The organism is Nocardioides astragali (assembly GCF_024436375.1).
In the GTDB taxonomy this organism is placed as follows: Bacteria; Actinomycetota; Actinomycetes; order Propionibacteriales; family Nocardioidaceae; genus Nocardioides; species Nocardioides astragali.
Window position 1 is genome coordinate 41,124 of the sequence record NZ_JAFMZM010000002.1, and the last position, 22,982, is coordinate 64,105.

Annotated in this window: 24 protein-coding genes; 13 read left to right on the forward strand and 11 right to left on the reverse strand. The window is 72.8% G+C overall.

Annotated elements, in window-relative coordinates:
• Positions 1–12: 12 nt before the first annotated feature.
• The 5 genes from J3P44_RS25410 to J3P44_RS05335 are packed head-to-tail and all read right to left on the reverse strand — an operon-like array spanning position 13 to position 4,990.
• Positions 13–2,004: an alpha/beta hydrolase gene (locus J3P44_RS25410; RefSeq protein ID WP_255889210.1), complete on the reverse strand. Its 1,992-nt coding sequence runs from the start codon at positions 2,002–2,004 to the stop codon at positions 13–15.
• Positions 2,001–2,330 carry a hypothetical protein gene (locus tag J3P44_RS05320; RefSeq protein ID WP_255889211.1) on the reverse strand — a complete coding sequence of 110 codons (330 nt, stop codon included), beginning with the start codon at positions 2,328–2,330 and terminating at the stop codon, positions 2,001–2,003. Before J3P44_RS05320 ends, J3P44_RS25410 begins: the two co-directional genes overlap by 4 nt.
• Positions 2,327–2,848, reverse strand: coding sequence for a hypothetical protein (locus J3P44_RS05325; protein ID WP_255889212.1), 522 nt, complete (start codon positions 2,846–2,848; stop codon positions 2,327–2,329). Before J3P44_RS05325 ends, J3P44_RS05320 begins: the two co-directional genes overlap by 4 nt.
• Before the next feature lie 60 nt (positions 2,849–2,908).
• Complete coding sequence (locus J3P44_RS05330) at positions 2,909–4,063, reverse strand: PQQ-dependent sugar dehydrogenase (RefSeq protein WP_255889213.1); 1,155 nt, start codon at positions 4,061–4,063, stop codon at positions 2,909–2,911.
• Between the two features lie 45 nt (positions 4,064–4,108).
• The gene (locus J3P44_RS05335; protein WP_255889214.1) at positions 4,109–4,990 is read right to left on the reverse strand and encodes a GNAT family N-acetyltransferase; all 882 of its coding nucleotides are present in this window, start codon (positions 4,988–4,990) and stop codon (positions 4,109–4,111) included.
• A 159-nt stretch (positions 4,991–5,149) separates the two neighbouring features.
• Here J3P44_RS05335 and J3P44_RS05340 point away from each other — a divergent pair, with 159 nt between their 5' ends.
• From J3P44_RS05340 to J3P44_RS05350, 3 genes are all read left to right on the forward strand, one after another.
• Positions 5,150–7,192 carry an NAD(+) synthase gene (locus J3P44_RS05340; protein WP_255889215.1) on the forward strand — a complete coding sequence of 681 codons (2,043 nt, stop codon included), beginning with the start codon at positions 5,150–5,152 and terminating at the stop codon, positions 7,190–7,192.
• 117 nt (positions 7,193–7,309) lie between these two features.
• Positions 7,310–7,693, forward strand: a complete 384-nt coding sequence (locus J3P44_RS05345) for a hypothetical protein (protein WP_255889216.1) — start codon at positions 7,310–7,312, stop codon at positions 7,691–7,693.
• Positions 7,694–7,732: 39 nt separating this feature from the next.
• Positions 7,733–8,113, forward strand: a complete 381-nt coding sequence (locus J3P44_RS05350; protein ID WP_255889217.1) for a hypothetical protein — start codon at positions 7,733–7,735, stop codon at positions 8,111–8,113.
• Between the two features lie 29 nt (positions 8,114–8,142).
• On the opposite strand, the gene J3P44_RS05355 is transcribed toward J3P44_RS05350, so the two are convergent.
• Positions 8,143–9,441, reverse strand: coding sequence for a sensor histidine kinase (locus tag J3P44_RS05355; RefSeq protein ID WP_255889218.1), 1,299 nt, complete (start codon positions 9,439–9,441; stop codon positions 8,143–8,145).
• Between the two features lies 1 nt (position 9,442).
• On the reverse strand, positions 9,443–10,135 hold the full coding sequence (locus J3P44_RS05360) for a response regulator transcription factor (protein WP_255889219.1): 693 nt from the start codon (positions 10,133–10,135) through the stop codon (positions 9,443–9,445).
• A 101-nt stretch (positions 10,136–10,236) separates the two neighbouring features.
• On the opposite strand from J3P44_RS05360, the gene J3P44_RS05365 reads away from it, so the two are divergent.
• The 6 genes from J3P44_RS05365 to J3P44_RS05390 all read left to right on the forward strand — a co-directional run bounded on the left by J3P44_RS05365 (position 10,237) and on the right by J3P44_RS05390 (position 17,260).
• A complete protein-coding gene (locus J3P44_RS05365; RefSeq protein WP_255889220.1) occupies positions 10,237–10,665 on the forward strand; it encodes a hypothetical protein in 429 nt (142 codons plus the stop codon).
• Between the two features lie 72 nt (positions 10,666–10,737).
• Positions 10,738–11,370 carry a hypothetical protein gene (locus J3P44_RS05370; protein ID WP_255889221.1) on the forward strand — a complete coding sequence of 211 codons (633 nt, stop codon included), beginning with the start codon at positions 10,738–10,740 and terminating at the stop codon, positions 11,368–11,370.
• Positions 11,371–11,458: 88 nt separating this feature from the next.
• A complete protein-coding gene (gene glnA, locus J3P44_RS05375) occupies positions 11,459–12,805 on the forward strand; it encodes a type I glutamate--ammonia ligase (RefSeq protein WP_255889222.1) in 1,347 nt (448 codons plus the stop codon).
• 8 nt (positions 12,806–12,813) lie between these two features.
• On the forward strand, positions 12,814–15,807 hold the full coding sequence (locus J3P44_RS05380) for a bifunctional [glutamine synthetase] adenylyltransferase/[glutamine synthetase]-adenylyl-L-tyrosine phosphorylase (protein ID WP_255889223.1): 2,994 nt from the start codon (positions 12,814–12,816) through the stop codon (positions 15,805–15,807).
• 53 nt (positions 15,808–15,860) lie between these two features.
• The gene (locus tag J3P44_RS05385) at positions 15,861–16,535 is read left to right on the forward strand and encodes a SatD family protein (RefSeq protein ID WP_255889224.1); all 675 of its coding nucleotides are present in this window, start codon (positions 15,861–15,863) and stop codon (positions 16,533–16,535) included.
• Entirely contained in the window at positions 16,532–17,260 is a 729-nt protein-coding gene (locus tag J3P44_RS05390) for a hypothetical protein (protein WP_255889225.1), read from the forward strand. Before J3P44_RS05385 ends, J3P44_RS05390 begins: the two co-directional genes overlap by 4 nt.
• 71 nt (positions 17,261–17,331) lie before the next feature.
• Here the strand turns inward: J3P44_RS05390 and J3P44_RS05395 are convergent, their stop codons facing one another.
• From J3P44_RS05395 to cobT, 4 genes are read right to left on the reverse strand one after another with little or no spacing between them, the layout of a single operon-like run.
• Positions 17,332–17,970: a histidine phosphatase family protein gene (locus tag J3P44_RS05395; RefSeq protein WP_255889226.1), complete on the reverse strand. Its 639-nt coding sequence runs from the start codon at positions 17,968–17,970 to the stop codon at positions 17,332–17,334.
• A gap of 22 nt (positions 17,971–17,992) precedes the next feature.
• Positions 17,993–18,520 carry a bifunctional adenosylcobinamide kinase/adenosylcobinamide-phosphate guanylyltransferase gene (gene cobU / locus J3P44_RS05400; RefSeq protein ID WP_255889228.1) on the reverse strand — a complete coding sequence of 176 codons (528 nt, stop codon included), beginning with the start codon at positions 18,518–18,520 and terminating at the stop codon, positions 17,993–17,995.
• Positions 18,521–18,563: 43 nt separating this feature from the next.
• Entirely contained in the window at positions 18,564–19,331 is a 768-nt protein-coding gene (locus J3P44_RS05405) for an adenosylcobinamide-GDP ribazoletransferase (protein WP_255889229.1), read from the reverse strand.
• Positions 19,328–20,380: a nicotinate-nucleotide--dimethylbenzimidazole phosphoribosyltransferase gene (gene cobT / locus J3P44_RS05410; RefSeq protein ID WP_255889230.1), complete on the reverse strand. Its 1,053-nt coding sequence runs from the start codon at positions 20,378–20,380 to the stop codon at positions 19,328–19,330. Before cobT ends, J3P44_RS05405 begins: the two co-directional genes overlap by 4 nt.
• Positions 20,381–20,434: 54 nt before the next feature.
• On the opposite strand from cobT, the gene J3P44_RS05415 reads away from it, so the two are divergent.
• The 4 genes from J3P44_RS05415 to J3P44_RS05430 are packed head-to-tail and all read left to right on the forward strand — an operon-like array spanning position 20,435 to position 22,898.
• Entirely contained in the window at positions 20,435–20,959 is a 525-nt protein-coding gene (locus tag J3P44_RS05415; RefSeq protein WP_255889231.1) for a 2'-5' RNA ligase family protein, read from the forward strand.
• A gap of 58 nt (positions 20,960–21,017) precedes the next feature.
• Positions 21,018–21,554, forward strand: a complete 537-nt coding sequence (locus J3P44_RS05420; protein ID WP_255889232.1) for a thermonuclease family protein — start codon at positions 21,018–21,020, stop codon at positions 21,552–21,554.
• Positions 21,555–21,597: 43 nt separating this feature from the next.
• Complete coding sequence (locus J3P44_RS05425) at positions 21,598–21,801, forward strand: hypothetical protein (protein WP_255889233.1); 204 nt, start codon at positions 21,598–21,600, stop codon at positions 21,799–21,801.
• Positions 21,798–22,898: a threonine aldolase family protein gene (locus J3P44_RS05430; RefSeq protein WP_255889234.1), complete on the forward strand. Its 1,101-nt coding sequence runs from the start codon at positions 21,798–21,800 to the stop codon at positions 22,896–22,898. The genes J3P44_RS05425 and J3P44_RS05430 overlap by 4 nt, the downstream gene beginning before the upstream one ends.
• Positions 22,899–22,982: the final 84 nt, after the last annotated feature.

The window sequence follows — 22,982 nt, forward strand, 5'->3', positions numbered from 1 at the left end:
TCACCGTAGCCCTCACGGCCACTGGTCCGGCCAGAGGTCGTCCCACGCGTCCCGGGCACCGTCGACCGTGTCGTTGACGCCGTCGCGGACGCCCTCGTAGGTCTCCACCACGCCGTCGCGGACGCCCTCGTAGGTCTCGACGACCCCGTCGCGGACGCCCTCGTAGGTCTCGACCACCGGGTCGACCACGTGGTGCTGCACCTCGCCGCCGACCCAGTCGTAGAGGTAGTCGTGGGCCTCCTGGGTGCGACCTCCGGTGTCCTCGACGGCGTCGGTGTTGCCCGAGACGATGTTGGCCATGTTGACCAGTGCGGCGTTGTCGTGGGTGGCGCTGGCGTCGTCGAAGTAGTTGACGTGGTTCTCCATGAACCCGGTGGTGACCAGCCCGGTCCCGTGGAACTCCTGACCGTTGTCGACGGCGAAGTTGACCGCGCCGAAGTCGTGCTGGGCAGGGTCGGCACCCAGACCGAGGCTGTCGTCCCACGTCCCCGGGAACAGCCCGTCCTCGCCGCCGAGCCACGACACGGGGTCGTGGTCGGCGGCCCCGACGAACACCTGGCCGGTCGGCATGTTGAGGTCGGAGACGTGGTCCACGCCCTCGCTGGCGCCGGGGCTGCCGATGAGCACGAGGCTGTCGGCGTCCATGCCACCGGCCGCGGCGTACGACGAGGTGGTCGAGCCGTAGCTGTGGCCGATCACCGTCAGGTGGGGCTGGTCGCCACTGCTGTGGGTGCTGTTGAGGCCGTCGACGAACTGCGAGAGCGCGAGGCCGCCCGCCGCCGCGTTGGCCTCGGTGATCGTGTGCGACACGTCGCCGGCGGAGTCGCCGAGGTCCCACGGCCACATCGACTCGGGGTTGAAGTTGGGGGAGTCGTAGCCGATCCAGGCGATGGTGGACACCGAGCCCTCGCGGGGCGGCACCTCGGCGGCCATCTGGTTGACCGTCTCCTCGTAGAGGTTGAGCGCCTGGCTGCCGTTCTCGTCGATCATGGTGCCGTCCTGCATGATGCCCGGCACGTAGACGGCCGTGTGGTCGGCGGTGTCGGGGTCGCCGTAGGCGACGGCGGCGATGCCGTCGCCGCCGAACGCGTGCGGCTGGTAGGCCATGATGAAGGCGTCGACGTCGAGGCCGTCCCACGCGGGGGACGACGCCTGGTCGACGGCCTTCTGGATGGATTGGGCGTTCTCGAGCCAGCGCTGCTCCGAGGCGCTCAACGTGTCACCGGCGGCCTGCCGGGCGAGGAGGTACTCGAGGTCGCGCTGCACGGCGGCGGAGTTGGCCTCGTCCCGGTCGCCGGTCGGCACCCCGTTGGTGTTGCCGACGAGGCTCGGGTCGCTGATGAGCAGGGCATTGCGCTCGGCCTGCGAGAGGCCGTTCCACCAGGCGTTGACCGCGTCGGTGTCGGTGCCGAGCCGGCGCAGCTCGGCGGCGAGCGCGTCGGAGTCGGCGCGGGACGAGTCGGCCGCGGCCGCCAGGCCCTCGGCGAGCTGGTCGACGGCGGCGAGCGCGCGTACGCACCGTTGCTCGTCGGCGTCCACGCGGTCGCGCCAGGCCTGGAGGTCCTGGTGATAGGTGTCGAAGGCCGCGCGCAGCTGGGCTGCTTCGGCCTGGAGGGCCGGGACCTGGTCCTCGGTGGCGGTCTCGATCCGCTGCAGCAGCGCCTCACGGTCGCTGTTGAGGCGCTGGCGCCGCTCCATGAGGTCGGCGTGCTCGGATCGACGCTGTCGCATCTGGGTCAGGAACGCGTCGATGGCGAGCGCACCCCGCTCGAGAGCGGCCCCGACGGCGTCGGTGTCGGTGGCGAACCGCGTGACCGCGTGCGACGCGGCGTCGGCGGCGTCGCCGCTGAAGTCGTCGGGGGCGCCGTTGGCGCGTGCCCACTCGGCGACGTCGCTCACGGCCGTGGCGGCAGCGCGTACGTCGGTGAGGACGGCGCCCGCACTCTCCTGGACCTTCAGCTCGGGCTCACGGGGGAGCCACGCGGGCACGGCGATGGTGGTCACGGGCCCACCGCCGAGACCGGCGCGGTGTCGCGGTCCTCCCACGGGAGCAGGTCCTGGGTGGCGCGGACGCTGTCCTGGTCGGTGAGGAGGAAGTCGTACATCGACTGGGCGAGGGCGTCGGCGTGGCCCGAGGCCAGGTCACGCAGGACGAGCACCCGCTGCTCCCACGTGGTCAGGAACGCGTCGGCGGCCCCCTGGACGGCGTCGCCCAAGAGGGTCGGATCAGCCTGGGCGAGGTTCTTGCGGGGGCCGTCGAGGCCCTCGGACTGCTCCTCCCAGGCTGTCCGCGCCCGGGCGAGGGTCGCCGTCCACATCTGGAGGGTCATGACGCCTCCTCGTCGGCGGCCCGCACCTTGGCTGTGCGGAGGGTGAGGACGAGGGACTGGGGACGCACGGTCGCGGTGGCCCACAGGCCGCCGCGATGGCGGGCCACGAGCCGAGGACGGTCGCCCGGAACCGGTCTGGCCTGCCACCCGAGCCCGACGAGCGCCTGGCCCGTCGAGCGCAGGAGCGCGATGTTGCCGCCCGCCTCGAGAGCGTCGACCACGGCGACGCACTCGTACCAGGTCTGGTGCCACTCGTCTGTGCGCCAGGCGCCGTCGCGGGCGACGGGTCCGGTCGCGGGGTCGGTGGAGAGGCGGGCGAGGAGGTCGTCGAGCGCTCCGTCGAGGTCAGCTGCGAGCGTGCCTCGCTGCGCGAGGGTGAGCTCGGGCGACTGCGGCGCGGGCGCCGGCTGCGGCAGCACCACGATGTCGACCTCGGGGTGCTGCTCGCGCAGGACGCGCAGCATCGGGTCGGCCAGGGCCGGGTCGGGTGCCGCCGGATCGGGTGGGCGAGGCGTCATGTCCTCCTTCTCCCGCGCCCGAGCCCTGCTCAAACCCCCTCGGCCGGGTCTGGGGAGGAGTCAGCGCGGCGAGATCCGCAGGACCCGGTCGCCGGCGCCGTTGTCCGTGGTCACCAGCAGGTCCCCGTTGCGCGTGGACGTCACCGAGCGGAGCCGCCCGAAGCGCTGGAGGACCTTCGGTCGGGTCACGGAGAGGAGTCCGCCCTGGTCGTCGAAGCGGAGGAACATCACCTCGGACCCCTTGAGGGCGGCGACGGCGAGGGTCCCGTCCAGCGAGCCCCACTGCTCGCCGCGCACCCACGCCGCACCTGACGTCGCGATGGTCGGCGCGCCGGAGGACCATGCCGCCTCCTGCTGGACGCCGGGGAGCGAGTGGTCGGTCATCGGCACCGACTCGTCGTACCCCGGCACCGGGTTCCAGCCGTAGTCGCCGCCGGGGACGAGGAGGTTGACCTCGTCGTCGCGGTCGCTGCCGTGCTCCACCGACCACACGGACCCGTCGGCGCGCTGGGCGAGGCCCTGCACGTTGCGGTGACCGTAGGTCCAGACGAAGCGCCGGGCGGTGGTCGAGCCGGCGAACGGGTTGTCGGGCATCGGACCGCCGGTGCGGCGGTGCACCCGTAGCACCTTGCCGCCGAGGGAGTCGAGGTCGCGCGGGTTGGTGCCGACCGCCGCGTCACCGGTGCCGACGAGAAGTGCGTCTCCCTCGCGCTCGAGCAGCAGCCGGCAGCCGCCGTGGCGCCCGGACGTGGCCGGGAACCCGCTGAGCAGCACCTTCCGGTGGGAGAGGGTGCGCCACCGGCGGTCGACCCGCCACCGCGTCACCCGCACCTCGGGGCCGTTGCTCGTCCTCGCGCCGTGGCAGGCCCACAGCGTGCGCGAGCCGGCATCCACGGCGAGCGAGAGCAGGCCGGTCTCGCCGGAGACCCAGACGAGCCGTCCGAGCCGGGCGAGCGTGCGCCTCTTGCCGTTGCGTACGACGCTGATGCGGGCGCGGTCGCGCTCCGAGACGAGCAACCGCCCTCCGGCGCCCTGCTGGACGTCCCACGGGTTCTGGAGTCCGCGCACGACGGTGCGGACCTTCAGTGCCGGGGCGGCGGGGCGGTGTGACGCGGACGGCGACGGCGCGCTCGCGGCGGGCGCGACCGGGGTGTCGAGGGGAGCGAGCGCCAACGTGATGGCGAGGGCGAGTGACGAAGCGAGAAGACGCACCATGCGGAGGACGCTAGCCGTCACCGACGTCGTTGTGAACGCCGCCGATCAGTCGAGCGGCAGCTCGCGGGAGAGCTGGATGCCGGTCCTGGTGGTGGCGTAGCCCAACCGGGTGTTGAGCGTGCGCATCGCCGCGTTGCCGTCCTGCGTCCAGGTGTAGACCTCGGTGATCCCGTGCTCCGCCGCCCACGCCAGGGTCCGCTGCTTGAGGTGGATCGCCAGTCCCCGGCCCCGCCAGTCGCCGCGGACGGCAGTGAGGGAGTTCTCCGCACGCGTCGGCTCGTCAGTGTCGAGGCCGAGACCCGCGCACCCGGCGACCTCACCGTCGTGGAGGGCCAGGAACATGGGGTCGCCCAGCCAGTCACGCGTCCACCGCTCGAGGCTGACGTCCAAGGGCGTGTCGACTGCGAAGCCTGTCAGCGCCTCGCGTCCGAACCGCTCGTACGACGCCTCCCACAGTCCCGGGCGCTCGTGGGCGGCGACCACCTCGATGCCCGGAGGAGGCGGGATGACATCGGGCGTCGTGCTGATGGTGTAGGTCTGCTCGATCTCGCGGTTGACCTCGGCGAACCCGAAGCGCCGCGCGAACAGCTCGGAGGGCTCGTCGTCGACGCTCGCCCGCAGCAGGGGGAGCCCAAGGGAGGCGACGTGGTCGGCCAGCTGGCGCAGCAGCGCCGTGCCGACGCCGCGGCGCCGGTGCTCGGGCAGGACGCGCGGGATGACACCGCCGGAGTTGGCGCTCTCCGCTCGTTGCGCCAGACCGTGGCCGAGGACGGTGCCGCCTTCGCGGGCCAGCAGCAGGAGACGGTCGGGGGAGTCGCCGGCCCGGAGCTCGGCCAGGGACTGGGTCCGCTCGAAGGGCACGACCGCGATGCGCACCTGCCGCCACTGCTCGTAGTCCGCGTCGGTGACGCACCGCGTGATGTCCACACCCTCACGGTAGATCGAGTGTCCACCGGGTTTCCCGGGGCGCGGACGTAGACGCGCGGACATTGGTGCCCGTCCGGCGACGGGCCCAGGCGTGGCCGGGGCCCGCTCGGCAGGGTTGTGTCCGCGCGTCTACGCGCGGTGGTTCCCTAGAGTGAGGGCGTGGACTTCTACTCCGCCTACGCCCAGGGCTTCGCGCGGGTCGCCGCGTGCACGCTGCCGGTGCACCTCGCCGACCCCGCCGCCAACGCGGCGGCCGTCATCGAGCAGGCGCGGGCCTGTCACGACGACAGCGTCGCCGTCGCGGTGTTCCCCGAGCTGTGCCTGACCGGCTACTCGGTCGACGACCTGTTCCTCCAGGACGCCCTGCTCGCCTCGGTCGAGGAGGCGCTGGCGGAGATCGTGGCGGCCAGCGGCGACCTGATGACCCTCCTCGTCGTGGGGGCGCCGATCGTCCAGGGCAACCGGGTCTACAACTGCGCTGTCGTGGTGCACCGCGGCCAGGTGCTGGGCGTGGCCCCCAAGGCCTACCTGCCCAACTACCGCGAGTTCTACGAGCGCCGCTGGTTCGCGCCCGGTGACGACCGCGAGCTGGAGTGGATCAGCGTCGCCGGCCAGGAGGCGCGGTTCGGGCCCGACCTCGTCTTCCGCTGCCTCGACGTCCCCGGACTCGACCTGCACGTCGAGGTCTGCGAGGACATGTGGGTGCCGGTGCCGCCGAGTGCCGAGGCTGCGCTGGCCGGGGCGACCGTGCTCGCCAACCTCAGCGGGTCGCCGATCACCGTCGCTCGCGCCGAGGACCGTCGGCTGCTGGTCCGCAGCGCGAGCTCGCGTTGCTCCGCGGCGTACGTCTATGCCGCGGCCGGGCAGGGGGAGTCGACGACCGACCTGAGCTGGGACGGCCAGACGATGGTCTACGAGTGCGGCGACCTGCTCGGCGAGGGCGAGCGCTTCCCCGACGGGCCGCGCCGCACTGTCGTCGACGTCGACCTCGACCGCGTGCGGCAGGAGCGCCTGCGGCAGGGGACCTTCGACGACAACCGGCGCACCCACTCCGAGCGCGTGCAGCGCTTCCGCACGGTCGAGTGGGAGCTCGAGCCGCCGACCGGCGACATCGGGCTGCTGCGCAAGGTCGACCGCTTCCCGTTCGTCCCCGACGACCCGGCGCGGCTCGAGCTCGACTGCTACGAGGCCTACAACATCCAGGTCTCCGGCCTCGAGCAGCGCCTGGCCGCGATCGGCACGCCGAAGGCCGTCATCGGCGTCAGCGGCGGACTCGACTCGACCCACGCCCTGATCGTCGCGTGCAAGGCGATGGACCGGCTCGGCCGCCCGCGCAGCGACGTGCTCGCCTTCACGATGCCCGGCTTCGCCACCGGCTCCACCACCAAGGGGTACGCCATCCGGCTGTCCCAGGCGCTCGGTGTCACCTTCGAGGAGCTCGACATCCGCCCGGCGGCCGAGCAGATGCTCAAGGACATGGAGCACCCCTACTCCCTCGGCGAGAAGGTCTACGACGTCACCTTCGAGAACGTCCAGGCCGGGCTGCGCTACGACTACCTCTTCCGGCTCGCCAACCAGCGCGGCGGCATCGTCGTCGGCACCGGCGACCTCTCCGAGCTCGCGCTCGGCTGGTGCACCTACGGCGTCGGCGACCAGATGTCGCACTACGCCGTCAACGCCGGCGTCCCGAAGACGCTCGTGCAGCACCTGATCCGCTGGGTGATCAGCCACGGCGAGTTCGAGCAGAAGGCCAACGAGGTGCTGGCCGAGATCCTGGAGCAGGAGATCACCCCGGAGCTGATCCCCACCGAGGAGGGCAAGAAGCCGCAGGCCACGGAGGACTCCGTCGGCCCCTACAACCTCCAGGACTTCACCCTCGCGCTCGTCGTGCGCCACGGCTTCCGGCCCCGCAAGATCGCCTTCCTGGCGTGGCACGCGTGGAAGGACGCCGAGTCGGGGGAGTGGCCGCCCGGTTATCCCGAGGGCGCCCGTGTCGCCTACGACCTGCCGACCGTACGCCGCTGGCTGGAGGTCTTCGTCAAGCGGTTCTTCGCCAACCAGTTCAAGCGCTCCGCCCTGCCCAACGGCCCCAAGGTGAGCGCGAGCGGCACGATGAGCCCGCGCGGTGACTGGCGGATGCCCAGCGACGCCAAGGGCACGGCCTGGCTCACGGAGATCGAGCGGGACGTCCCGGCCGGCTGACTCCGGTCTCGACCAGCCTTTGCCCGCCGTTAACGAGCGGCTGGTGCGGGTTTAGCCGCACGCGGACGAGCCTTCTGGTCACGACGTCGCCCGACGTCGTTGGACGAAGGAGGAATCGTGCAGAAGAAGGCAGTCATCGGCGGCACCGCCGCGGCCGCGGTCGTGATCGGTCTCGGAGCCTGGTGGGCGGTCGACCAGTCGGTCGAGGCCCAGACGACTGAGCGCGGCACGTGCGGCTCCGCCACGTGGGAGCTCGGCGCCGAGGCCGAGGACGGCGGCACCGAGGTGAGTGCCGAGCTCCAGTCGTCGGGTCCCGGCGAGGAGTGGGAGGTCGCGCTCGTGCGGGGGGACTCCTCGCTGCTCACCGGCACGCGCACCACCGACGAGGACGGCGAGATCGACGTCGACGCGTTCAGCGACGGCAACCCCGGCGACGCGACGTACTCCGCCACCTTCACCCCCGCCGACGGCGAGCCCTGCACGGCCAGCCTCGGCTCCTGACCAACCGCACCCGCCCCACCCCATTCCTGAGGAGAATCCATGAAGAAGAACCTGATCGCCACCACCGCCCTGGTCGCCACCGCAGCAGCCGGCACAGCTGTGCTGACCGCCGCTCCTGCGAACGCCGACGTCGAGCGTCGCGGCAGCTGCGCAGGTGCCGTCTACGAGCTGAACGTCGACCGCGAGCGCGGGGGCTTCGAGGTCAGCGGCGACCTCGAAGGCGCCCGCGCCGGAAGCGAGTGGAAGGTGACCGTCCGTCACGACGGCACGGTCGCCACCTCGCGGGTCCTGCGCGCCGACGACGAGGGCGAGCTCGACGTCGAGACCCGGCGCCGCAACACCGGGGGCAAGGACACGTTCACGCTGTCGGTGAAGCCCGTCGGCGGCAGCGCCTGCTCGCTGTCGGTCAGCCTGCGCTGAGCCCGCCTGCGGGTTCGGAGGAGCCCGGGTCAGGCCGTCCGCAACGTGATGGCGACCCGGGCTCCTCCCATGTCCGAGGACCCGGTGGTCACGTAGCCGCCGGACTCCTCTGCGGTCCGGGCCGCGATCGAGAGGCCGAGCCCGGTCGACCCCGCTCCGCTGGCGCCGCGTCCGGTCGCGTCGAGGCCAGGGGGCAGTCCCGGCCCGGCGTCCTCGACGACCAGCTCGACCTGCTCGTCGGTGGCGGTCAGCGTGATGCGTACGGCGTCGGTGTCGGCGGTGTGGCTGAAGGCGTTGTCCAGCAGGACGTCGACCATCGCCTCGAGGTCGGCGCGGCTGGTGCGCAGCAGGGGACCTGACGTGGCCAGGTCGAGCGTGAACGACCGGCCCTGGTCCTCGGCCAGCGGCTCCCAGTGGCGTACGCCGTCCGCGATGACCGCGACCGCGTCGGTGCGCGGGTCGAGTCCCTCGCGCTCGGAGCGACGCGCCTCGCGGACGATCTCGTCCACGGTCGCCTGCAGCGCATCGAGGTCGGACCCGAGCCGCTCGCGCAGGTCGGGGTCGGCAACGGCCTCGACGCGCAGTCGCAGCGCGGTCACGGGCGTGCGGAGCCGGTGGGACAGGTCGGCGACGGACTCGCGCTCGCGGGCGAGGAGCAGCTCGATGCGGCCGACCAGGCGGCGGACGGCACCGGCGAGCTCCTGCACCTCGGGCGGTCCCTCGACCGCCGGCAGCGGCGCCGCGGAGCCCGGCCGACCGAGCGACTGGGTGTGCTGCGCCAGCTGCCGGATCGGGTCCACGAAGGAACGACCGAGCCGGTCGACCACGACCAGCGAGCCTGCGAGCAACGCCAGGGCGAGCAGCGCCAGTAAGCCCCAGGCCACGCCCACCACCGACCTGAGGCCAGGCTCGTCCACGACGACCCGGATCACCGGGGTCTGCTCGGGAAGCGCGGAGTTGCCGCCGCGCGAGACCGGGACGAGGATCTGCGAGCCGCCGGCGACGTCGTCGACGCGCGCCCGGCCGGTGTTGCGGGCGTCGAGGACCTTCGCATCCTCCCCGGGCTGCGGTCCGACCCCTTCGCCGTCGGGGTAGAGCACGGTGACCTGCGCGTGCTCGTCGGCGTCGTTGAGCCGGTCGACGTACGCCGCGACGGCGCCCTTGTCCTGCCCCGACACGACGGTCTCGACGGCCTGCACCTCCAGCGCGGCGCGCGCCAGCCGGTCCTCCAGCGCATAGCTGCGCACCAGGATCGCCATCGGCACCAGCATCGCGAGCAGCACCATCGAGATCGCCGCGGCTGCGGTGACCAGGAGGCTGCGCCGCACGTCAGCCTGCCTCGGGCGGGGCCGCGAGTCGTACGCCGACGCCGCGGACGGTGGTCAGGTAGCGAGGCGCGGCCGCGGTCTCGCCCAGCTTGCGCCGCAGCCACGACAGGTGGACGTCGACGGTCTTGTCGGAGCCGCCCCACGGCTGGCGCCACACCTCGACCAGGAGGTCGCGCTTGGTGACGACCTCGCCGGGTCGCTCGACCAGGTGGGCGAGCAGGTCGAACTCGCGGGGCGTGAGGTCGACCTCCCGACCGTCGAGGTGGACCCGGCGGCCCGCGAGGTCGACGGAGAGGCCGCCGACGGTGAGGGTGGCGGGGCGCTCGCGGCCGGTCTCGACCCGGCGGAGCACCGCCCGCACCCGGGCGTCGAGCTGGGCGCTGGTGAAGGGCTTGACGACGTAGTCGTCGGCGCCGGCGTCGAGGGCGCCCACGAGGGACGGGTCGTCGTCGCGGGCGCTGGCGATGATCACCGGGACGCTGCTGACCGCGCGGAGCATCGAGAGGACCTGGGTGCCGTCGACGTCGGGAAGCCCCAGGTCGAGCACCACGAGGTCGGGCGAGGAGTCGACTGCCAGCTGGAGACCGGCCATGCCGGTCGGCGCGGAGGTGACCGTGTGGCCGAGCTCGCGCAGCGCCCGAACCAGCAACGGCCGGATCCGGTCGTCGTCCTCGATGATCAGCACCTCCGCCACGCCGAGACCGTACCGTCCACCGCACCGGCCGGAGCCGCCCTTAGCAACGCCTTAACCACCGCATGGCCTCGTGCTGACGTGCCAGCGGGCACGATGGGCCGGTGAGACGTCGGATGCTGCTCGTCGGCCTGTGGGCCGCCACCACGGCCGTGGCCGTGCTGGTCGGCGTCTTCGCGGTCTCGACCGTTGGCGCCACCATCCGCGACCGGGGACCGGTGGGCGACGAGGTGCTCCGCAACGACACGGTGAAGCCGCCCGCCTCGGTGCCGGAGGGGCCGCCGGTGCGCGACGAGGTGGCCGGCGAGTGGGGTGCGTTCGTGGTCGAGTGCCGCGACACCTGGGCGTACGGCGTCGCGGCCCGGCCCGACAAGGCCGCCGGCTGGCGGATCGTCAGCTGGGAGGAGGGACCCGACGACGACGTCGACGCGGTCTTCAGCGACGGCCGCAGCTCCGTGGACCTCGAGGTGTTCTGCAACCGCGGCCGGCCCACGCTCGCCGAGATCGAGCGCAACACGCTGGGTGACGACTGACGGGCGGAGGCAACCTTTGGGCCGCCGACCGCGTCCAGTAGGAGTCCACCACCCAGGGGAGAGAGAACGAGCATGCCCACACGTCCCGTCACCGTCCGCACGACCGCACTGGCAGGCGCGGCCCTTCTCGCGACACTTCTCGCCACGGTGCTTGCCCCGACCGCGACCGTCGCCACCACAGGCACCGCCGCGGGGGACGAGCGCGGCGCGCCCCGCACGCGGCTGACGTTCACCGTCGATGACTGCGAGGGCTGCGAGATCCAGCTCGTCAACGCCCGCAGCACCCTCGATGCCGACGTCGTCCACGTCTGGCAGTCGCGCACCCGGACCGTCGAGGACGGTACGGTCACCTTCCGGGTCGCCACGAAGCGCACGTGGGGCCTGTCCGTCACGGTCGGCGCGCCCTGGGAGGGCCACACCGGCTACGCCACCACCGTCGCGTGGCGCTACAACGGCAAGGGTGTCGGCGACAGCATCACCCTCGACGAGGCCGTGACGAAGAAGCGGGCGTCGGCCTGCTGGGAGGGCGTACGCCGCCGCGCGGTGACAGTCCCGCTGGTGGTCGAGGAGGTCGAGGTCGACGGCGTGCACGGGCGCGTGCCCGGCAGCATCGCCTTCGTGCCGACCACGCAGAGCTGGCTCCCGCCGATGCGCCAGGTGTGGGACGGCGTGCTCGGCTCGCAGGACGTCAACATCTGTCGCTGAGGCGTCGGGCAGTTGATCCCGCGCGCTGGCACCGACCGCTCCTCGGCCTGCCGCCCGTGGGGACCGGGCGTCCCCCTAGGCTGCAGCCATGGGCAAGCAAGAGGACTTCGTACTCCGCGCGCTCGAGGAGCGTGACGTCCGGTTCGTCCGGCTGTGGTTCACCGACGTGCTCGGCTTCCTCAAGAGCGTGAGCGTGGCTCCGGCCGAGCTCGAGAACGCCTTCGAGGAGGGCATCGGCTTCGACGGCTCGGCCATCGAGGGCTTCGCGCGCGTCTACGAGTCCGACATGCTCGCCCACCCCGACGCCTCGACGTTCCAGATCCTGCCGTGGCGCACCGGCGAGGACGGCGGACCGGCGACGGCCCGCATGTTCTGCGACATCGTCATGCCCGACGGCAGCCCGTCGTACGCCGACCCGCGGCACGTGCTGAAGCGCACGCTGAGCAAGGCGGCCGACAAGGGCTTCACGTTCTACACCCACCCCGAGATCGAGTTCTACCTCTTCAAGAACGCGCCGGGGAAGGGCGACGAGCCCGAGCCGGTGGACCGCAGCGGGTTCTTCGACCACACCGCGCAGTCGCGCGGCTCCGACTTCCGCCGCGAGGCGATCACGATGCTCGAGGCGATGGGCATCTCGGTGGAGTTCAGCCACCACGAGGGCGGTCCCGGCCAGCAGGAGATCGACCTGCGCTACGCCGACGCGCTCACCACCGCCGACAACATCATGACTTTCCGCACCGTCGTCCGTGAGGTCGCGCTGGGGCAGGACATCTGGGCCACGTTCATGCCCAAGCCGTTCACCACCCACCCCGGCTCCGGCATGCACACCCACGTCTCGCTCTTCGAGGGCGACCGCAACGCGTTCTTCGAGGCCGGCGCGCAGTACCAGCTGTCCAAGACGGGCCGGCAGTTCATCGCCGGCATCCTGCGCCACGCCAGCGAGATCAGCGTCGTCACCAACCAGTGGGTCAACTCCTACAAGCGCCTGCTCGGGGGCGGTGAGGCTCCCTCCTCCATCTGCTGGGGCCACAACAACCGCTCGGCGATGATCCGGGTGCCGATGTACAAGCCCAACAAGGGCCAGTCCACCCGCATCGAGCTGCGCACGGTCGACCCGGCCTGCAACCCCTACCTCGCCTTCGCCGTCGTGCTGGCGGCCGGCATGAAGGGGATCGAGGAGGGCTACGAGCTCCCGCGCGAGGCCGAGGACGACGTGTGGTCGCTCACCGAGCGCGAGCGCAAGTCGCTGGGCATCTCGCCGCTGCCCAAGAGCCTGTGGGACGCGATCGGGATCGCGGAGGACTCCGAGCTCCTGGCCGAGACGCTCGGCGAGCACGTCTTCGACTTCTTCCTGCGCAACAAGCGCGCGGAGTGGGAGGAGTACCGCACGCAGGTCTCCGCCTACGAGCGCGACCGGATGCTGCCGGTCCTCTGAGACGAAAGATGAGCTCGTCCGGGACGTTCGTTCGGATCGGCTTCGTCGACGGCGCCGCCGCTGCTCGTGGCATCGAGCGGCTCGGCGCGGCCGGCCGGCCGCTGACGGACAAGCTCGCTGCGACCGCCGATCCCGATGCGGCGCTGGCGGGGCTGCTCCGCCTCGCCGACGCCCTCGACGAGCAGGCGGCAGGAGCGGGCCCGGCGATGCTCCGCGAGGTCGCCGACGACGAGGGCACCGCGATGCGGCTGTGCAGCGTGCTGGGCGCCAGCGTGGCGCTGACGCACCACCTGGTCCGGCATCCCGAGCACTGGCGCGAGCTCACCGACCCGACGCTCGGCAGCACCCGGCCGGCGGCGTACGCCGTCCGCGAGGCGATGCTCGAGGCCGTCGGCGCCGACCCGCGGGACGACGTGCCGGTGTCCGGCCTCCCGGACGCGGAGGCCCTCGACTTGCTGCGCGTGGAGTACCGCCGCATCCTGCTGCGGCTGGCCGCGCGCGACCTCGCGCACCACGTCGGTGTCGACGACGTCGCCGCGGAGATCTCCGACCTCGCGGCGGCGACGCTCGAAGCGGCGCTGGCCGTCGCCCGGGCGCGGGTCGGGGAGACCGCCTGCTCGGCCCGGCTCGCGGTGATCGCGATGGGCAAGTGCGGCGGGCACGAGCTCAACTACATCTCCGACGTCGACGTGGTCTTCGTCTACGAGCCCGCCCAGCTGGAGTCGGGGGAGCGCGCCGACGAGGGCACCGCGCTGCGGGTCGCCACCCAGCTGGCCTCGCACCTGATGCGGATCTGCGCCGACCACACCCGCGAGGGCGCGATCTGGCCGGTCGACGCCAACCTGCGTCCCGAGGGCAGCCAGGGGCCCCTGGTCCGCACCCTCGCCAGCCACCGCGGCTACTACGAGAAGTGGGCCAAGACCTGGGAGTTCCAGGCCCTGCTCAAGGCGCGTCCGGTCGCCGGCGACCGCCGGCTCGGGCGGGCCTACCTCGAGATGATCGAGCCGATGGTGTGGAGCGTCGCCGAGCGCGACGGCTTCGTCACGGACGTCCAGGCGATGCGACGTCGAGTGGTGGACCACATCCCCGCCCACCAGGCCGAGCGCCAGATCAAGCTCGGCTCGGGTGGCCTGCGCGACGTCGAGTTCGCCGTCCAGCTCCTCCAGCTGGTGCACGGTCGCGCCGATCCCTCCCTGCGGGAGGGCGCCACCCTGAGCGCGCTGACGCAGCTGACGCGAGGCGGCTACGTCGGGCGCGAGGACGGCGAGAAGCTGCACGAGGCCTACGCCTTCCTCCGCACCCTCGAGCACCGGATCCAGCTCTACCAGCTGCGGCGCACCCACGTCCTGCCCGAGGACGAGGCGTCGCTGCGCCGGCTCGGCCGGTCGCTGGGCCACCTCTCCGAGCCGGCCGTCCAGCTCGACAAGCAGTGGCGCTACCACCGCCGCGAGGTGCGCCGGCTGCACGAGAAGCTCTTCTACCGGCCCCTGCTCGGCGCCGTCGCCAAGCTCCCCGGCACCGAGGCCCGCTTGTCGCTGGAGGCCGCGGAGGCCCGGCTCGCGGCCCTCGGGTACGCCGACCCCAAGGCGGCCCTGCGCCACCTCGAGGCGCTGACCAGCGGCGTCTCGCGCACCTCCGACATCCAGCGGACGCTGCTGCCGGTGCTGCTGGAGTGGTTCGCCGACTCGGCAGACCCGGACGCCGGGCTGTTCGGCTTCCGACGGATCAGCGAGAGCCTGGGACGTACGCCGTGGTACCTCACGATGCTGCGCGACGAGGGCGAGGTGGCCCAGCGGCTCGCGCACGTCCTCGGCACCTCGCGCTACGCCACCGACCTGCTCGAGCGCGAGCCGCAGGGCGTGAAGATGCTGGGGGAGCCCCTGGTGCCGCTGAGCGCGGAGGCCGCGCTCGCGGAGATGCAGGCGCTGCTCGAGCGGGCCGAGTCACCCGAGGCCGCCGTCGGTGCGGTGCGAGCCGTACGCCGTCGCGAGCTGCTGCGGATCGCGTGTGGAGAGCTGGTCGCGGGGACCGACGTGGCCGTGGTCGGGCAGGGCCTGAGCCGGCTCACCGACGCGACGCTGCAGGCCACCTTGGACATCGCCACCGAGTCGGTGTGCGCCCAGCGCGGGCTGGAGGCGCCGCCGAGCCGCATCGCGGTCATCGCCATGGGTCGCTACGGCGGCTTCGAGCTGTCCTACGGCAGCGACGCCGACGTGATGTTCGTGCACGAGGCGGTCGAGGGCGTCGAGCAGCAGGTCGCCGCGTCCTTCGCCAAGGCGGTGGTCTCGGAGGTGCGGCGGCTGCTGTCGCTCCCGGCGAGCGACCCGCCTCTGGAGGTGGACCCCGACCTGCGTCCCGAGGGCAAGAACGGCCCCATGGTGCGCACCGTGGAGTCCTACGCCGCCTACTACGCCAAGTGGTCGCACGTGTGGGAGTTCCAGGCGCTGCTGCGCGCCGACCCCGTCGCCGGCGACGAGGACCTGCGACGGCGCTTCACCGAGCTGATCGACCCGATCCGGTTCCCGGTCGAGGGGATCTCGCAGCGCGACGTGATGGAGGTGCGCCGGATCAAGGCGCGGGTGGACGACGAGCGGCTGCCGCGGGGCGCCGACCGGCAGACGCACCTCAAGCTCGGGCGCGGCGGGCTGGCCGACGTCGAGTGGACCGTCCAGCTCCTGCAGATGCGCCACGCGGGCACGGTGGAGGGGCTGCGCACGCCGCAGACCCTGCCTGCGTTGGAGGCGGCCGCCGAGGCCGGGCTGATCGCGGAGGCCGACGCCCGCACGCTGGCCGAGGCCTGGCGGCTGGTCAGCCGGGTGCGCAATGCGGTGACCCTGGTGCGCGGCAAGCCGTCCGACCAGCTGCCCCGCGACGCGCGTGAGCGGGCAGCAGTGGCCCGCGTGCTCGGCTATCCTCAAGGAAGCTCGGACCAGATGGTCAACGACTATCTCCGCACCACCCGGCGAGCGCACGCGGTCGTCGAACGGGCGTTCTGGGAATGAAGGAAATGTCTTCATCTCTGGACAGATGAAGCAATGACCTTCATGCTGACGGCATGACCGTCGTGGCGACCGTGATCGGTGACCTCGTCGGGTCGCGCACGTCCGGCGATCGGGCCGACCTGCACCGGCGGCTCGACGCGGCGCTCGCCGAGGTCAACCACGTGCTCGAGCCGGTGCGCCCGCTGTGGATCACGGCGGGCGACGAGTACCAGGGAACCTTCGCCACCGTCGGCGCCGCGATGCAGGCCACGCTCCTCGTCCGGGTGCGGCTGGCGCCGGCGTACGACGTGCGCCACGGCATCGGCTGGGGCGCCACGACGGTGCTCGACGACGAGTCCGGCATCGAGGACGGCCCCGGCTGGTGGGCCGCGCGCGCCGCGATCGAGGCAGTCGCCCAAGCGGAGCGGACGCCGGCGTCGCGCTCTCTGCGCACGGCGTACGCCGCGGCTGAGGGTGCACCGGATGCTCCCGATCCCGGGCTGGTCAACGCCGCCCTCATGCTGCGCGACGAGCGGGTCAGCGGCCTGTCGGAGCGCTCGGTGTCGGTGCTGCGTGGTCTGCTGTCCCACGAGACGCAGCGCGACCTCGCCGATGCGCTGGGAATCAGTGCCTCGGCGGTGTCACAGCGTGTGCGTGCCGACGGACTGGCGGCGATCGTCGCCGCCCACGAGCTGATGGGGCCGCAGAGCGGACCCCTGGTGGACCCAGAAGGAGGAGAGGACCGATGAGCTGGCTCGGGATCCTGCTGATCGGCTTCGCCGTCACCGACCTGACCCACTCGGTGCGCAAGACACGCCTCCTGCCCGAGTGCGTGGGTGCCCTGGTCGCGCTGAGCGCCGGACTGTTCGCCGGGCTCACCTCTGGGCGCGACGTGGGGGCTCTGCTTGCGATCGTCGCGGTCGTGCTGCTGTGGGGGCTGACGGTGACGTGGGGCTTCGGCCACCCGGGGCCGGCCTGGCTGCCGCTCGGTGTCTTCGTGCTGGCGGTGTCGCTCGTCGTGGCCTTGTCCGGTCTCGCTCCCGAGGCGTCCGGTCCGCTCGAGCGCTGGCTGGGGTCGGTCACGCTGCCGATCCTGGACGGCGTCAGCCCCGACCGGTTCCTGCTGATGGCCGGAGCCTTCGGGATCCAGCTGTCCACCGGCAACGTGCTGGTGAGGCTGGTGCTCAAGTCCACCGGCACCATCCATCCCCTGGCCAACGGCGACATGCCGCCGACGCGGCTCAAGGGCGGTCGGCTGCTGGGGCCGCTGGAGCGGATCTTCATCCTCGCGCTCGCGCTGGGCGGTCAGGTCACCGCGGCGAGCATCGTGGTGGCGGCCAAGGGCCTGCTGCGCTTCCCCGAGCTGTCCTCGCGCCACGACCAGGAGCGCATCCACCAGATGACCGAGTACTTCCTCCTCGGCTCGTTCGTATCGTGGCTGGTGGCGCTGGGCTCGTTCGTCCTGCTGTCCTGAGCGTGGCGGGGGTGACCCTGGCGGCGTACGACAACGGATTGCCCTGAGCGGGTGTCGTGTGCCGCCACCTCCTAATCCGCCGGTTGGGCACCCAGGTGCGACGCGTCGTTGAGTGAAACCACCGCCCGGTTGTGGAAGCGGTCGTCGCGGAGAACAGTGATGCCTCCACTGGTCGACCGGAACGCGGCATAACCGGCTGCCTCGATGGGCATCCGGATCCATGCGCAGATGACGAAGGTGAGGGCCATGCCGTGGGTGACGACTATCTGGTGCTCGCTGTCGCGAGCCAGGACGTGGTCGACAGCCCGATAGACGCGGTGGGCGAGCTCGGCCTTGGTCTCCGCGCCCTCGACGCCTTCATCGTGGTGCATGCGTTCCCCCACGGCGGGTGGCGGGACGAAGCGCTCGTCGAGCCAGCTCTGCGGCCTCCCCCCGGCGACGCCGTACGACTTCTCACGCAGGTCGCGCAGCGGGATCGTCGCCAGGCCCAGTCGTTTCGCGATGGCCTCGGCTGTCTCGGAGGTACGCCTCAGGTCCGACGTGAACAGGTCCACCTCGACGTCGCGCGGGATCATCTGGCCGAGACGTGCAGCGATGGCCTCGGCGTCCCGCCGCCCCCTCGCAGTGAGTGCGGAGTCGTGCTGTCCACCGACGAGGCCTTCTACGTGGTGCGTGGCTTCTGGGTGCGTGACGACGTACAAGGTCCTCATCCGGTGTCCTCTCTTCGCCGACTCAGAGCCGCAGCACGCGACCCGCCACGACGAGGTGCACCTCGTCGCAGGCGCTGGCGATACGCTGGTTGACGGTGCCCAGGAGGTCGCGGAACAGGCGACCGGACCGGTGCTCGGGCACCACCCCGAGCCCCACCTCGTTGGTGACGACCACGACGTCGTGCCCGCACGCTCGCACGGCCTCGGCGACCTCGTCGGCGCGGGACACGACGAGGTCGTGGACAGTGTCCGCGTCCTGTTCCCAGGCATCCGCGGCGTCGATCAGCGCGGTGAGCCAGGTGCCGAGGCAGTCGACCAGCACCGGGTGCTCCGCGTGGCTGATGACGTGGGCCAGGTCCTGGGTCTCGAGCGTCGTCCACGACGCCGGCCGACGCGCTCGGTGCGCCGCGACCCGGGCGGTCCAGTCGGGGTCCGCCTCGGCGTCCGGGGTGGGGCCCGGGGCCACGTAGGTGGCGGGTTCGTCGCCGATCAGGGCCTCGGCGTGGGTGGACTTTCCGGACCGCACGCCGCCGGTGACCAGGATCCGCATGGCGAGGATCTTCGCAGAGGGACCGCCGACGGCCGAGGGCGCCTCAGACGGTGGCCGCCGCCAGCGCCAGCACCGCGAAGGAGACCTCCACGGCCGCGCCCAGGACGTCGCCCGTGATGCCGCCGAGGCGTCGTACGCACCGGAGCAGGAGGGCGACCACGACTGCCAGCACCACGACCATCCCGGCCAGCATCGGCCACACCGATCCGAGCCCGTGGCCGGCGAGCGCCACAGCCACCGTGGCCACGACGAGCGACGCCGCGGCTCCGAGGACGGGCACCGCCCCGACGTGGGGGGCGCCGAGGCCGTCGGGGCGGGCTGCCGGGACCCCGCGTACGCAGGCCACGGCCAGGCACGCGCGAGAGGCGCAGACCAGGAGGCCGACCGCCCACCACGCGTGCTCGTGGCGCAGGACGGCGGTCAGCCCGGCCGCCTGCAGGCCGGCCACCAGGACGACCGCGACGACGCCCGCCGGGCCGACGGGACCGGTGCGCATGACCTCGAGCGAGCGCTCGGGGGAGTAGGAAGCAGTGAGCCCGTCGGCGGTGTCGGCGAGCCCGTCCCAGTGGAACGCGCGCGTGCCGAGCGCCAGCGTGACCAGCACGACGTACGCCGTCGCCAGCGGGGGCAGGCCGACCAGGTCCGCGACCAGCACGACCAGGACGGCGGCGGCGCCGAGCGGGAGGGCGGCGAACGGCGCGAGGACCATCGCCAGCCCGGCGACCGACCGGTCGACCCGAGCGGGTGGCGGGACCCGGACGGCGGTCAGGGTCCCGGTGGCCAGCAACCAGGCGTCGCGCACGACGGTCACGAAGGCAGGATCTCGGAGAGCAGCGCGACGTCGCGCAGCACCGCGATCCCCGAGCGCAGCACCGGAAGCGCCGCGACGGCGCCCGAGCCCTCGCCGAGCCGCATCCCCACGTCGAGCAGCGGCTCGAGGCCGAGCGACTTGAGCGCGTGGGCCTGGGCAGGCTCGGTCGAGCGGTGCCCAGCGACCCACCAGGCACTGGCGCCCGGAGCGAGCGCCTCGGCCACGACGGCGCAGGCGAGCGACATCAGCCCGTCGAGGACGACCGGCACGCCGAGCGAGGCGGCCTCGACGAGGAAGCCGGTGGCGGCGGCCAGGTCCGCGCTGCCGAGCGCGGTGAGGACCTCCACCGGGTCCGCGGTGCGGCCCTCGGCCCGGGTGAGCGCCTGCGCGATCACGTCACGCTTGCGCGTCCAGCCGTCGTCGTCGATGCCGGTGCCGCGGCCGGTGACCTCGTCCGCCGGCAGCCCGAGCACCGCCGCGACGAGCGCGGCGGCGGGCGTGGTGTTGCCGATGCCGAGGTCGCCGGTCATGAGCAGCTGGGCGCCGTCCTCGACCAGCTCCCGCGCCACCTGGGCGCCCAGTGCGAGGGAGCGGTCGGCCTCCTCGCGCGTCATGGCGTCGGTGAGGTGGATGGCTCCGGAACCGCGCCGGACCTTGTGGGCGGTGATGGCGGCCGGGAGGTCCGCGAGGTCGGCGTCGACCGCGACGTCGAGGACGGTCACCGTGACGCCGTGCTCCTTCGCGAGGGCCGAGACCCCTGCACGGCCGGCGACGATCGTGCGCACCATCGCCTCGGTGACGGCGGCGGGGTAGGCCGAGACGCCGTGCGCGGCGACACCGTGGTCACCGGCGAACACCACCAGGCGTACGTCCGTCAGGGGGTGCGGTGGCACCTCGCCCTGGACCGCGGACAGCCAGGCGCCGACCTCGCCGACCCGGCCGAGGGCGCCGGGTGGCGTCGCCAGCCCGGCGAGGCGTTCCTGCGCCAGCGCGGCGATTGCGGGGGAGGGCGGGGCGATGCGGCGGGGCTGGTGCGTGTCGTGATCCATGGCCGCGCCAGCCTAGCCACGGACGGCCGGGACGGTCCTGCCAGTCTTGTCCCCGTGACCGGCCACTCCGTCCTGCAGCTCCCGGTCCCTCCGCTGGAGGACTGGGTGCGGGCGCGGACGGCCCACTACGACGCGGGATTCGTCTCGGCCGACCCATGCTTCGGGCACGCGCACATCACCGCACTGGGACCCTTCGACCCCGCACCGTCGACGGCGTCACTGACCACCATCGGCGCGCTGGCCGCATCGACCCAGCCGCTCCGGCTCAGGCTGGCCGACCTGGCGCAGTTCCCCAACGGGATCATCCACCTGGTGCCCGACCCCGACGACCAGCTGCGGGACCTCACCGCCCGGCTCGTGACAGCGTTCCCCGACTGGCCGCCGTACGGCGGTGAGTTCGGCGACGACGTGCAGCCCCACCTCACCGTCGACGCGGCGTCGGAGGGGGTCAGCATCACCTCCACGCGCGACCTGCTCTCCGGCGTCCTCCCCGTCGACGCGCTCCTCGACCGGCTCCAGCTCGCCTGGTGGGAGTCGGGTGACTGCCGGGTGATGCACGAGTGGCGGCTCGGCGGATGATCCGCACAGAACTCCGGAAACGCGGGCGGCAGCGCGCCTGATCCGGGAGGCTTCTCCCATGCGTCGTCTGGCCCTGCTCGTGCTGGTGGCAGCCGTGCTCGTCGCGCTCCCGAAGCTGGTCACCACCACCACCGCCCTGCCACCGCAGGTGCGCGACCTGCTCGGTGCAGGGGGTGGGGCCGACCGCGACCGCGCCCGCGTCGTACGCGTCACCGACGGCGACACGCTCAAGGTGCGGCTCGCGGACGGGAGCGAGGAGTACGTCCGCGTCCTGGGCATCGACACCCCGGAGGTCCACGAGCAGGTGGAGTGCGGCGGCCCGGACGCCAGCGCCGCGATGGCTGCGCTCGCCCCCGTCGGGTCGACGGTGCGGCTCGTCTCGGACCCGACCCAGGCCGACCGTGACCGCTACGACCGGCTGCTGCGGTACGTCGAGCGCGGCGGCCGGGACGTGGGCAAGGCGCAGATCGCGTCCGGCCATGCGCAGGTGTACGTCCACCGCGGCGATCCCTTCCGCCGCACGGACGCCTACCGGCGGGCCGAGGCCCGATCCGAGCGACTGGGCACAGGCCTCTGGTCGCGCTGCTGGCGCTGACGGCTGTTGACCGCCACGACCAGCGTCGTGGCAGGATCGCGGCATGGCTTCTTGGGCGCACCTCGAGATCACTGTCGACGACCAGGACAACGTGGAGGTCGGCGGCTACAACGCCGATCCCGAGGCGCTGGTCGAGGGCACCGAGTCGTGGGAGGACCTGCTCTCCACCCTCGGCGTCAACGGATGGGAGCTCGTTCAGGTGATCCCCGGTCCGCGGACGACGTACTGGTTCAAGCGCCAGGCGTGAACGACCTCCCGGCCCGGTTTCGGGCGGCGTCGGCGTCCGCCGAGGCGATCTTCTGGCGCCCGCCGTCGACGCCGGCCGAGATGTTCCGCGACCTCGCGACGTTCGCCGAGGAGCAGGGGATCGAGTGGGACCGCTACGGCGAGCGCGGTGCGGTCGCCCAGGTCGAGGCGGACGTCGCCGAGCTGCTCGGCAAGCCCGCCGCTGTGCTGTTCCCCAGCGGGGTGATGGCCCAGCAGGCGACCCTGCGGGCATGGTGCGACCGGTCGGGGTCGCGACGGGTCGCGCTGCCCGACCTCTCGCACCTGGTCCACCACGAGCAGGACGGTCCTCGCCGGGTGCTGGGCCTGGAGCTGGAGTGGCTGACGACCGGTCGGCAGACGGCCACCGCGGACGCGCTCGCGAAGGTCGGCGGCCGGCTGGGTGCGGTGCTGGTCGAGCTGCCGTTGCGGGATGCCGGCTGCCTCCTGCCGACCTGGGACGAGCTCGTGGAGCTGTCCGCGGCGGCGCGGGAGCGCGGCGTACCGCTGCATGCCGACGGCGCCCGGATCTGGGAGTCGGTGCCCCACTGGGACCGCAGCCTGGCCGAGGTGGGGGAGCTCGTGGACTCGATGTACGTCTCTCTCTACAAGGGCCTCGGCGGGTCCAGCGGCGCCGTCGTCGTCTGCCCCGAGGACCTGGCCGGCGAGCTGCGGACGTGGCGTGCGCGGATGGGCGGCACGATCTTCTCGATGACAACAGCCGCCGTCGGTGGGCTCATGGGCCTGCGCCAGCAGCTGACGAAGTTCGCCGACTACCGCGCCTGGGCCATCGAGCTCGCGGCGGCGTTGGGCGACCACGGGTTCACCACGTTCCCCGAGGAGCCGCACATCGCGACCTTCCTCGCCTATGGCCGGGGCACGGCCGACGAGGTCAACGAACGGGTGCTCGCCTTCACCGAGGAGCGCGGCATCGTGCCGTCCGGCCTGTGGCGCGCGAGCGAGGTGCCTGGCTGGGTCGTGACCGAGCTGACCTGCTACGAATCGGCAATCAGCCACGATCCGGCCGAGGTGGCTGGTTTGATGGCCGCGGCCGTCGGGGAGAGTCACCCCGGGACGTAGCGGGGACCGCCGCCAGCGGGGGCGGTTCGCGCCGCGGCGGTGGCGGGGGCTCCCGCGGGTTCTGACCCGCGCCCCCGGGTGGCC